This is a genomic window from Citrobacter sp. Igbk 14 (assembly GCF_028069825.1).
GTDB lineage: Bacteria > Pseudomonadota > Gammaproteobacteria > Enterobacterales > Enterobacteriaceae > Citrobacter.
In genome coordinates, this window is sequence record NZ_JANEWM010000022.1 from 39,857 (window position 1) to 51,318 (window position 11,462).

General features: G+C 53.1%; 10 protein-coding genes. 1 reads left to right on the forward strand and 9 read right to left on the reverse strand.

The window, feature by feature from the left end:
* Positions 1-106: 106 nt before the first annotated feature.
* The 3 genes from gntT to gntX all read right to left on the reverse strand — a co-directional run bounded on the left by gntT (position 107) and on the right by gntX (position 3,129).
* The gene (gene gntT, locus NNN64_RS10810; protein WP_003023507.1) at positions 107-1,423 is read right to left on the reverse strand and encodes a gluconate transporter; all 1,317 of its coding nucleotides are present in this window, start codon (positions 1,421-1,423) and stop codon (positions 107-109) included.
* A 388-nt stretch (positions 1,424-1,811) separates the two neighbouring features.
* Positions 1,812-2,387: a Fe-S biogenesis protein NfuA gene (gene nfuA / locus NNN64_RS10815; RefSeq protein WP_005121621.1), complete on the reverse strand. Its 576-nt coding sequence runs from the start codon at positions 2,385-2,387 to the stop codon at positions 1,812-1,814.
* A 58-nt stretch (positions 2,388-2,445) separates the two neighbouring features.
* A complete protein-coding gene (gntX, locus tag NNN64_RS10820) occupies positions 2,446-3,129 on the reverse strand; it encodes a DNA utilization protein GntX (protein WP_271441385.1) in 684 nt (227 codons plus the stop codon).
* A gap of 37 nt (positions 3,130-3,166) precedes the next feature.
* Here gntX and bioH point away from each other — a divergent pair, with 37 nt between their 5' ends.
* Positions 3,167-3,937, forward strand: a complete 771-nt coding sequence (gene bioH / locus NNN64_RS10825) for a pimeloyl-ACP methyl ester esterase BioH (RefSeq protein WP_271441386.1) — start codon at positions 3,167-3,169, stop codon at positions 3,935-3,937.
* Positions 3,938-3,981: 44 nt separating this feature from the next.
* On the opposite strand, the gene NNN64_RS10830 is transcribed toward bioH, so the two are convergent.
* From NNN64_RS10830 to greB, 6 genes are all read right to left on the reverse strand, one after another.
* Complete coding sequence (locus NNN64_RS10830; RefSeq protein ID WP_271441387.1) at positions 3,982-4,932, reverse strand: Rpn family recombination-promoting nuclease/putative transposase; 951 nt, start codon at positions 4,930-4,932, stop codon at positions 3,982-3,984.
* 245 nt (positions 4,933-5,177) lie between these two features.
* Positions 5,178-5,414, reverse strand: a complete 237-nt coding sequence (gene feoC, locus NNN64_RS10835; RefSeq protein WP_038634895.1) for a [Fe-S]-dependent transcriptional repressor FeoC — start codon at positions 5,412-5,414, stop codon at positions 5,178-5,180.
* A gap of 11 nt (positions 5,415-5,425) precedes the next feature.
* The gene (gene feoB, locus NNN64_RS10840) at positions 5,426-7,744 is read right to left on the reverse strand and encodes a Fe(2+) transporter permease subunit FeoB (protein WP_271441388.1); all 2,319 of its coding nucleotides are present in this window, start codon (positions 7,742-7,744) and stop codon (positions 5,426-5,428) included.
* A gap of 18 nt (positions 7,745-7,762) precedes the next feature.
* Entirely contained in the window at positions 7,763-7,990 is a 228-nt protein-coding gene (gene feoA / locus NNN64_RS10845) for a ferrous iron transporter A (RefSeq protein WP_003023519.1), read from the reverse strand.
* A 432-nt stretch (positions 7,991-8,422) separates the two neighbouring features.
* Positions 8,423-10,756 (reverse strand): Tex family protein, encoded by a 2,334-nt coding sequence (locus NNN64_RS10850; RefSeq protein ID WP_271441389.1) that lies wholly within the window; start codon positions 10,754-10,756, stop codon positions 8,423-8,425.
* A 98-nt stretch (positions 10,757-10,854) separates the two neighbouring features.
* Positions 10,855-11,328 carry a transcription elongation factor GreB gene (gene greB / locus NNN64_RS10855; RefSeq protein ID WP_137383524.1) on the reverse strand — a complete coding sequence of 158 codons (474 nt, stop codon included), beginning with the start codon at positions 11,326-11,328 and terminating at the stop codon, positions 10,855-10,857.
* Between the last annotated feature and the right edge of the window lie 134 nt (positions 11,329-11,462).

Below are 11,462 nucleotides of genomic sequence, written 5' to 3' on the forward strand. Positions count from 1 at the left end.
CCGGCTTTTTTATGGTGATAGCTCGTAGTATGTAGGCCTGATAAGCGTAGCGCCATCAGGCTGCCGGATGGCGGCTTTGCCTTATCCGGCCTACAAGCCGTCTCGATTAAACCACCATACCCAGCAGCAGACACCCTACCAGACCGCAGACGGAGATAATGGTTTCCAGCATTGACCATGACTTGATGGTTTCACCGATGGTCAGGTTGAAGTACTCCTTGAACAGCCAGAAGCCAGGATCGTTCACGTGGGAGAAAATGACGGAACCGGAACCTACTGCGATAACCATCAGCTCTGGGCTTACGCCGGTGGTCGCGATCAGCGGTGCCACAATCCCACCTGCAGTGATTGCTGCAACGGTTGCAGAACCCAGTGCGATACGCAGTACCGCAGCAATAGACCATGCCATCAGCAGCGGAGAAACGTTAGAGCCGTGCATCATTGAAGCGATGTATTTGTCGACGCCGCTATCCACCAGGACCTGTTTGAAGGCACCGCCACCACCGATGATCAACAGCATCATCGCGATGATTTTGATTGAGGACACCAGCGTGTCGTTAATCTGATCCATCGAACGTCCACGGTTCAGACCAAACGTGAACATCGCAATCAGCACCGCGATAAGCGTAGCCATGACCGGGTCGCCAAGGAATTCTGCCACCGTCAGGAAAGCATGACCTTTTGGCAGAATCATCTCCGCGACGGCGCGCATCGCCATCAGAATGACCGGTACCAGAGAGGTCCAGACGCTGACGCCAAAGCCCGGCATTTCTTCTTCAGTGAAGGTTTTCGCGCTGTACAGACCTTCCGGGATCGGCTTATCGATGCCTTTCAGGAAACGTGCGTAAACCGGACCTGCGAGAATGACGGTCGGGATTGCCAGAATCGTACCAAACAGCAGGGTTTTACCCATATCGGCGTGGAAAATGGTCGCGATAGCGGTCGGACCCGGGTGCGGCGGCAGGAAGCCGTGAGTCACGGACAGCGCAGCGGCCATCGGCACACCAACGTACAGCAGCGGAATATTCGCAGCAGCAGCGATGGTGAATACCAGCGGCAGCATCAGCACGAAGCCGACTTCGTAGAACAGGGCAAAACCAACGGTGAAGCCGGTTAAGACCACCGCCCATTGAATGTGTTTTTTGCCGAATTTAGCAATCAGCGTGGTCGCAATGCGCTGCGCACCGCCGCAGTCTGCCAACATTTTGCCCAGCATGGCGCCAAAACCCATAATCAGGGCGAGGCTGCCAAGGGTTCCGCCGACACCGGCTTTAATAGAACCAATGACTTTATCCAGTGGCATCCCTTGCATCAATCCGACAGCAAGCGCCACCAGGACGAGAGCGATGAAACCGTTCATTTTGAAACGGATCATCAGGAGGAGTAACAAGATTACACCGATAGCAACGATGACTAATGGCATGATTTACCTGGCCTTTACTTTGTTATGGGTAACGTCAGTGTTTAGATGACAAATTCCGATTGTCCCGACCGGGAACAGAGTATTCACAGCACCAATGCTGATTGCCTGTAAAACTAATCAGTTTAGCTGGCTGTTATATGCGTCTTGGGTGCTGATACGAATGATACGGGTAACATGCTGCGCTTGAAAATCACCTGGGCAGGCAAAATTTAAATTATGAGAAGCTGGTCAAATTATGGAGGGTTTTATTGCAGGAATGTAACAGAGGAATGTTGGCCCGGTTAGGTCGAGGGCCGGATAACGCGTTAACGCGACTATCCGGCATCAATGCCCGATGACGACGCTGATGTGTCTTATCGGGGCTGCGAATACTCTACTGGTCTGGTCGTTAGTAGTAAGAGTGCTCACCACGCTGGTGTTCGGTTAAATCACGAACGCCCTTCAGTTCGGGGAATTCAGCCAATAGCTGTTTCTCGATACCTTCTTTCAGCGTAACGTCGACCATTGAACAGCCGTTACAGCCGCCGCCAAACTGCAGAATGGCGAAGCCTTCATCGGTAATTTCCATCAGAGAGACACGACCACCGTGGCCAGCCAGCTGTGGGTTGATCTGCGATTGCAGCATATACTCCACGCGTTCCATCAACGGCGCATCATCGGCAACTTTGCGCATTTTTGCGTTCGGTGCTTTCAGGGTCAGCTGAGAACCTAATTGGTCAGTGACGAAATCGATTTCTGCATCTTCCAGATACGGTGCGCTCAGTTCATCAACATATGCGGTCAGCAGGTCAAATTTAATGGCGGTGTCGGTTGCTTCCACGGCGTCCGGCGGACAATAAGAAACGCCACATTCAGCGTTAGGCGTGCCGGGATTGATCACAAATACACGGATTTGTGTCCCTTCTTCCTGATTTGCCAGCAGTTTGGCAAAGTGCGCTTGTGCAGCATCGGAAATATGGATCATAGTAATGGCCTAATAGTTGACTATTTTACTTGGTTATAATACGCCCATCATCGAGGCTCTACAAGGTTCGACACAGGCACCATACCTGGACAGTCGCCGCGCCGTTGCGTAAAAGCAGCTGCGCGATTTCCGCGACGGTACTTCCGGTAGTGACGACATCATCCACAATAACCATATGGAGTCCCTGCACTGGCAATTCAAGGCGAAAGGCATTTTTCAGGTTACGTTTGCGTAACCGGGCGCTGAGATGGTGTTGTGTAGCGGTCGCCCGCACCCGTGTTATGGCCTGCCTGTCCCAGTCGCAGCCCAGCCAACGTGCCAAAGGACGGCATAGCAAGTCACTTTGATTAAATCCCCTGCGCCAATGACGACGTTGCCAGAGCGGTACGCTGATGAGCCTGTCTGGCAGGGGGGAACCGTGAGTGCGTCGGGCCTGCAATACCTCCAGCAACAGCAGACGTGCAAGCGCAGGGGCTATTTCGTTGCGTCGTGAAAATTTAAGCTGGTGGATAAGCCCGCTTACTGGAGGAACATAGTCGCTGACTGAAACCAGGCGCTGCCACGGCGGTGGTTTTTGTAGGCAACGACCACAGGGAACCGAGGTGTGAATGGCCGGTAGTCCGCACTGCGGGCACAGACTGTCGTGCTGGCGTATTGCCTGTGTGCAGACTGAGCAAATCCCCCAATGCCCCAACCTCAGCGGCATTCGGCATAGCCAGCATAATCCTGGTACTGTTAGCATAGAGACATCCTTGTTAGCTAAAAGAGAACAGTAACTGATGAATGACATCTGGTGGCAGACCCAGGGTTCGGGAAATTGCCATCTTGTGCTGCTGCACGGATGGGGACTGAATGCAGAGGTGTGGCATTGCATAAGCGAGGAACTGAGCTCGCATTTTACACTGCATCTTGTCGACTTACCGGGATTTGGCCGTAGTCAGGGTTTTGGCGCGATGTCGCTGGAAGAGATGGCTGAACGGGTATTAAGACAGGCTCCGGGGGAAGCCATCTGGCTCGGCTGGAGTCTGGGCGGTCTGGTGGCGAGTCAGGTAGCATTGACCCATCCTGAGCGCGTTCAGGCGCTGGTGACGGTTGCCTCTTCTCCCTGTTTTAGCGCGCGCGAAACGTGGCCGGGCATTAAACCAGAGGTACTGGCTGGCTTCCAGCAGCAGCTAAGCGAAGACTTCCAGAAAACGGTAGAGCGTTTTCTGGCATTGCAGACGATGGGCACGGAAACCGCGCGTCAGGATGCACGGGCGCTGAAGAAAACGGTACTGGCGCTCCCCATGCCGGACGTCGACGTGCTCAATGGTGGACTGGAGATCCTGAAAACGGTCGATCTACGTGAACCGCTCTGTGCGTTAAACCTGCCGTTCCTGCGCTTATACGGTTATCTCGATGGCCTGGTTCCGCGCAAAGTGGTGCCAATGCTGGATGCTCTGTGGCCGAAGAGTGAGTCACTGGTGTTTGCTAAAGCCGCTCATGCGCCGTTTATCTCGCATCCTGCCGAGTTCTGCTCTGCGCTGGTGACGTTAAAACAGCGGTTATAAATCCGTTGCGTTGCCCGGCACAGCCACGCTTGCCGGGCCTGAGATTAATGGCTACGCGTAGCCAGATCCTCAGCGGTCAGACCGGTAATTCTGAAGATGGTCAGCGGGTCTATACCATCAGCCTGCATGGTTGATGCAATACGTAAAGCTTCCTCTCGTTTACCTTGTTGCAGACCCGTTTGTAACCCCTCTTTTAACCCTTTTCTATGACCTTCCTGAAGACCATTAAGGTGCCCTTCCTGACGTAATCTTTCGGCGATAGTCATCAACTTTTCCTTATGTTGGGGTAAACGTTCGGCGACTTCATGAAGAAATTCGCTAAAATGTGTGGTGTTCCCGGCCTGGATTAAATAATTAAACAAGGCTTTCAACTGGTTGTCATTAGCGTGTCCTTTAACAAGCAGGATGGCCAGTTTTTCTACCAGCCCCATCAAATCGCGTTTACGAATATGTTTTTGGATAAGTTCCAGCAGCGCCATCCGGCGATGCTGCATGATCTCGTCATCGGGCACGACGGTGATATCGATCAGTGGAAACGCGGTGCTATAAAGTTGTCTGGCGGATTTTGGGTCATCAAACTCGTCCAGCCAACAAAGTGAGTAGGGGTATGGGCTTGCTGAGCCATGATAAAAAAGCATAGGTATCACCAGCGGGAGTTTCTTGTGGCCTGCAGCCAAATGCCGATGCATTACCGCAATGGCATAACGCATTAGCCGAAACGCCATATGGGCATCGGCGGTACTCTGATGCTCAATGATGGTGTAAATATAGCCATCGCCTTCGCATGTTTTTAACGACCACAGTACATCAGAGTAGTATGCGCGCAAATCGTCCTCAATAAAGCTGCCCGATTCCAGTTGTAGCGTTTTCAGATCGCACAGTTTTTGCAAAGAGGCTGGAAGATGGAGCTGAAGAAAGTCACGTGCGGTCGCTGGGTGGTTTAAGAACGTTTTGAAAATCGCATCATGTGGCGTAGTAGAAGTGTCAGTATTCATGGCGATCCGTCACCTGAGAAACAAGATGACGAGACTCTACTTTCCTGGTCGCCAGTAATCATCCATGAGTTGATAATGATGCGCGGCAGGCTGAAGGATAAATCTGTTTTGCTGAAACAAAGACCTTTTAGTGGAATCCATTACGCAAAAAGCCGGATATCAGCGTAAACGCTTTATCCGGCCTGAACATTTGCAGTTATTTGTAGGCCGGATAAGCGTAGCGCTATCCGGCAAAGAGCAGCTGATTAGCGCAAAGCCCACCACTCGCGCAGGCAGGCTTTACCTTCCGGGCAGCTTTTGCAGCTTCCGGACAGACACCCATCAGCATCCTCCTGAATCCGCACCGCTTTGCCCATCTTCTCTAACTGATTCAGCATGGCGTCAATCATGGGCTGCGGGGTATGCAGCGTGTGGCTAATTTGCTTCGCCTCCATGCGCCCCCGCAGAGCCAGTAAATCACGAACCTGAATAAGCGATGCCATCGTCGATAACCTTAGTGGCAATCGCCAGTGGTGCTTGAACAGCAGGAACTTGCCGTCCTGTTGGTCGCCAGCAGCGCGAGGTCCACGTGGCTGCGAGCGCGACGTAGCAGACCCAGCAACACGATGTTAAACAGGATGACGGCTAAAATGCACACCAGGCTGTAGGTCGGGTGCTCTTTGTAGCTGACCGTCTGATAAAACAGCGTCGACAGAGAGTAGGCGATGTTCAAACCCCACAGAATCGAGAAGCTCATCCAGCCACGGCTGGATTCACGTGCGATGGCGCCCATCACAGAAATGCACGGTACATACAGCAGCACGAAAATCAGGTAGCTGTATGCCGCAGCAGCGCTGCCGAATTTCTCGCCCATCACGCCCATTGCGCCGGTAGCCATCTCACCGTCACCTTTACTGGCTTCGATAGGGTTGGCCAGCACGCTCAGGCTGAAGGTGTCTTTCAGGCTTTGCCAGGTTTCATCCACCGCACCGAGCAGCTCGTCACCGAGGTGGAAATCTGCCGGGTTGAACTCTTCTTCCTGAATGTTTTCTGCGGTATAGAGCGTGTTCAGCGTACCGACAACCACTTCTTTCGCCATCGCGCCGGTGAACAGACCGACGGTTGCCTGCCAGTTATCTTCGTGAACACCAATCGGTTTAAAGACAGGGGTAATAACGCGGCTAACGGAAGCCAACGCGGAGTCGTTGATGTTGTCGACGATTTTTCCGCTTAGCGAGAAGCTGTTGAACGCGCTGAGGAAAATGCTGACGATGATAATGACTTTACCAGCACGCAGAACGAAGCCTTTCAGGCGCTGCCAGGTTTGAATGATCAGACTCTTAATGTGCGGCACGTGGTACACCGGAAGCTCCATCACGAACGGTGTAGCTTCGCCACGCATGATGGTGTGTTTGAGCATCAGGCCGGTCAACACCGCCATAACGATACCTAGTACGTACAGCGAGAAGACCGCCAACGCGCCGTTCTGACCAAAGAACGCGGCGGCAAAGACAGCGAAAATCGCCAGACGTGCGCCACAGGACATAAACGGTGCCATCATGATGGTCATCAGACGCTCACGCGGGGCGTCCAGCGTACGTGCGCCCATCACTGATGGTACGTTACAGCCAAAGCCGACGATCAGCGGGACGAACGATTTGCCCGGCAGTCCCAGCGCCTGCATTAGTCGGTCCATCACAAACGCGGCGCGTGCCATGTAACCTGAGTCTTCAAGGAAGGAGAGGAACAGGTACATCATGCCGATTTGCGGTACCAGCGGTAGCACGGTGTTAATCCCGCCGCCAAGGCCCTGGGCCAGGAAGATGGTTAGCCAATCCGGGAAATGTAGCGTATAGCCAATCCACTGAATACCATGGATAAAGAGCGCTACGGAGCCAACATCAAACAACGGTTGCAGCGCGCCGCCAATGTTGATGGCGAGCAGGAACATCAGGTACATCACGAACAGGAAAATCGGCAGACCGAGGAAGCGGTTGAGGATAATTTTATCTACCGCGGTGGTGAAACGGCTCGGCTCTGCCGTCAGGGTATTACTGACGGTATCGCAGATAGCGGCAATGCACTGGTAACGCGCATCGGCAATATGCAGCGCCGGGTCGTCCATTGTCTCGCTCAGACGAGCAACCGCGGCATCAAGATTTTGTGCTGCATCACCGGCGTAAGCACGGCTGTAGATATCGCCTTCCAGCATCTGCAGGCCCAGCCAGCGGCGCTGTTTAAGCGGCATATCTTTAGCCATCGCATCGGCGAGGGTATCAGCTTCTTGCAGCAGTGGCTGGGCATAATGGACCAGCTCGACGGTGTCGTTTTCTTTGTAGCGATCGATCGCCAGCTTCAGTGCTTCAATGCCGCGGGCGCGGGTGGAAACCAGCGGAACCACCGGGCAGCCAAGACGAGCGGAGAGGGCGTCGATATCGATACGGATTTGCTGTTTCTCAGCAATATCCAGCATGTTCAGTGCGACGATGCAGGGAATACCCAGCTCAAGCAGTTGCAACGTCAGGTAGAGGTTGCGTTCAAGGTTTGAAGCATCGACCACGTTGATCAACAGATCCGCGTCACCGCTTAAAATGTAGTGGCAGGCAATTTGCTCATCGAGAGAGGTTTGAGATGAGATTGTCGTCAGAGAATAGGTGCCGGGTAAATCGACCAGCGTGACCTGATGGTCTGTGGTCGCAAAATGACCTTCTTTACGCTCGACGGTCACACCAGCCCAGTTACCCACACGCTGGCGTGCACCGGTGAGCTGGTTGAATAAGGTTGTCTTGCCGGAATTAGGATTACCAATTAAACCAATGGTTAGTTTTTTCATTTTAATAGACTCACTGTATTAACAGGAAACCGCTTCCACTTCTAATAACGCCAGATCCTTCTTACGCAATACCAGACTTACGCGACGCGTTTCAATATGAATAGGATCGCCGAGCGGGGCGACACGAACCACATTGAAGGACGACCCGGGCAGCATGCCGAGGGATAACAGTTTCTGTCGATAAGCCGGGCTGATTTCACGAGCAAAACCGGTAATTTTCCACGCACTGTCAGGAGTGAATTGCATAGGGACCTACTTATATCTCGCTAACTGGATGATTACCTCATGGGGCGACAGGGCGGCATGAGACCAGATGATTAGCCAACGTAAGGAAAGAGTAAATAATCAACAAATCAATGATAATGAGAATGGTTTCTATCATCAATAGAATAAATGTGACGGAATGTGCAATTGGATAATAATTTGAGCCAATTTTGATATTCCTCAATATTTATTCTGATTGGGAACGAAGGATGCGCGGAAGTAATTATTGGGGATCTTAATGTTTAATTAAGGTTTCATCTGTTAATAAAGTGATAAATATATTGTGGAACAAAGCGAGGCATAGATTAAATATGCCGGATGTCGACGCTCATGCGTCTTATCCGGCCTACGAATTAATTGCGCCAACCCGGCCGGACAGGGCGTTTACGCCGCCATCCGGCACATGGTTTAAACTTAGCGCTTTTTACCCATTGCCGCCGCCAGCGCATCCATCATCGCGCTGTTGCCCGCAGGCTGTGCCTCACGGCCACGCGGTTTCGCCGCTTTTGGTGCCGGGCGATTGCCCTGAGTGCGTTCGTTATTCCCGCCGCCGCGACGCGCATTAGTTTCACCCGGCTGCTCGTCCAGACGCATGGTCAGCGCGATACGCTTACGCTGCAGGTCAACTTCCAGCACTTTCACCTTCACAATGTCGCCCGCTTTCACCACGGTGTGTGGATCTTCAACAAATTTGTTCGACAGAGAGGAGATATGTACCAGACCGTCCTGGTGAACGCCGATATCAACAAACGCGCCGAAGTTAGTGACGTTGGTGACAGCCCCTTCCAGAATCATCCCCGGCAGCAGGTCGTTCATGGTTTCTACGCCATCGGCAAACTGCGCGGTTTTAAACTCAGGACGCGGATCGCGGCCCGGCTTTTCCAGCTCTTTGATGATGTCGGTGACGGTCGGCACCCCGAAGCGTTCGTCGGTGAAGTCGGACGCTTTGAGATGACGCAGCGCGTCGCTGTTGCCCATCAGGTCACGCAGCGATTGCTCGGTGGCGGCCAGAATGCGTTCCACTATCGGGTAGGCTTCCGGGTGAACCGTGGAAGCGTCCAGCGGGTTGTCGCCGTGGTTGATACGCAGGAAGCCCGCGCACTGTTCAAAGGCTTTTGGCCCCAGACGACTGACTTTTAGCAACTGCTGACGGTTCTGGAACTGGCCGTTCTCATCACGCCAGGCGACGATATTTTGTGCCATCATCCGGGTCAGGCCGGCAACGCGGGTCAGCAGGGGGACGGAGGCGGTGTTCAGATCAACGCCGACGGCATTTACGCAGTCTTCCACCACCGCATCCAGCTTACGGGCAAGCTGGGTCTGGCTAACGTCGTGCTGATACTGGCCCACACCGATAGATTTCGGGTCGATTTTCACCAGTTCAGCCAACGGGTCCTGCAGACGGCGAGCAATAGATACTGCGCCACGCAGCGACACATCGAGGTCCGGGAACTCCAGCGCCGCCAGTTCAGAGGCAGAGTAAACCGATGCCCCGGCTTCACTGACAATCACTTTCTGTGCGGTCACTTGCGGGAATTGCTTCTGTACGTCGAGGAAGAAACGTTCGGTTTCGCGCGACGCCGTACCGTTACCAATGGCTACCAGCTCTACGTTGTACTTCTCACATAACGCTGCAACGGCAACGGCGGCTTTGGCAGCCTGACCGGTATGTGGATAAATAGTGTCGGTGGCGACCAGCTTGCCGGTACCGTCAACAACAGCCACTTTTACACCGGTACGCAGGCCCGGATCGAGACCCATTGTGGCGCGCAGTCCGGCCGGGGCCGCCATCAGCAGGTCGTGCAGGTTACGGGCAAAGACGTTGATTGCTTCATCTTCCGCGCGTTCGCGCACAGTGCCCATCAGTTCGGTTTCGAGGTGCATCAGCACTTTGATGCGCCACGTCCAGCTGACAACGCCTTTACGCCAGCTGTCTGCCGGTGCGTTGTTCAGTCGCAGGCCAAGGTGATCCTGAATGATTTGCTCGCCGTGGCTCTCTTTCGGTGGCTCATCGAACTGCGGATCGGCATTCAGGGACAGCTGTAAGATGCCTTCATTACGGCCGCGGAACATGGCCAGCGCACGGTGAGACGGAACGGTAGAAATAGGTTCGTGGTGATCGAAGTAGTCGCGGAATTTCGCGCCTTCCTCTTCTTTACCGCTTACCACGGTGGAAACCAGATGCGCGTTTTTCCACAGGTAGTCACGCACTTTCGCCAGCAGTGCGGCATCTTCAGCGAAGCGTTCCATCAGGATGTAGCGTGCACCGTCAAGGGCCGCTTTGGTATCCGCCACACCGTTGTCAGCGTTGAGGTATTTGGCCGCTTCTGTTTCCGGGTCGTGAGACGGATCGTTCCACAACATGTCTGCCAGTGGTTCCAGCCCGGCCTCAATGGCGATTTGCCCACGGGTGCGGCGTTTAGGTTTGTACGGCAGATAAAGGTCTTCGAGTTCGGTCTTACTTAACGTGCCGTTGATAGCGTTTGCCAGGTCGTCGGTCAGTTTGCCTTGCTCGCCGATAGATTTCAGGATCGCCTGACGGCGGTCTTCCAGTTCACGCAGATACCCCAGACGGGTCTCCAGATTACGCAGTTGCGTATCATCCAGACCGCCGGTGATTTCCTTACGATAACGTGCGATAAACGGCACGGTGTTCCCTTCGTCAAGCAGGCGAACGGCAGCTTCTACCTGTTCTGCACGAGCCTGAATTTCACCTGCGATAATGCGGCAGAAAGAATCATTCATCATGGATAGCTTCGTCTATAGGATAAAAAATCAGGGGATAGTTATACGGACTGACTGGCAAAAATGCCAGTCATCTACAGGGGCTTCGGATTGTTCCGGTCTCACTTCACGTATTCGATCTCATTGACGTACCAGCTGGCTTCCCCGGCAGGGGTGTTCACCACCGCGAGATCGCCGACCTCTTTTTTCAGCAGCGCACGCGCCATGGGGGAATCGATAGAGATGTAATCCTTACGGCCAAAAATTTCATCGTAGCCAACAATGCGGAATTTGCGGATATCGCCATTGTCGTTTTCAATCTCGACCCACGCGCCAAAGAAGACTTTACCCTCTTGCTGTGGGGAGTAATCGACAATTTTCAGATTCTCCATGCACTTGGTCAAATAACGGACGCGACGGTCGATCTCGCGCAGGCGCTTTTTATTATACTGGTAGTCAGCATTTTCGCTGCGGTCGCCCAGACTTGCGGCCCAGGTAACCTTCTTGGTGACTTCCGGGCGCTCTTCACGCCAGAGATAATTGAGCTCTTGTTTGAGTTTTTCATACCCTTCACGGGTTATCAGGGGCGTTTTCATCTTATTGTTTTACCTTCGACTCTGTGATGATGCGCACAATTAGTATTACGTGAGCATATCAACAGAATAAATAATGTATTGCGAGAAACATTGTATACTTAAGCTGCTGTTTAATATGCTTTGTAACAATTTAG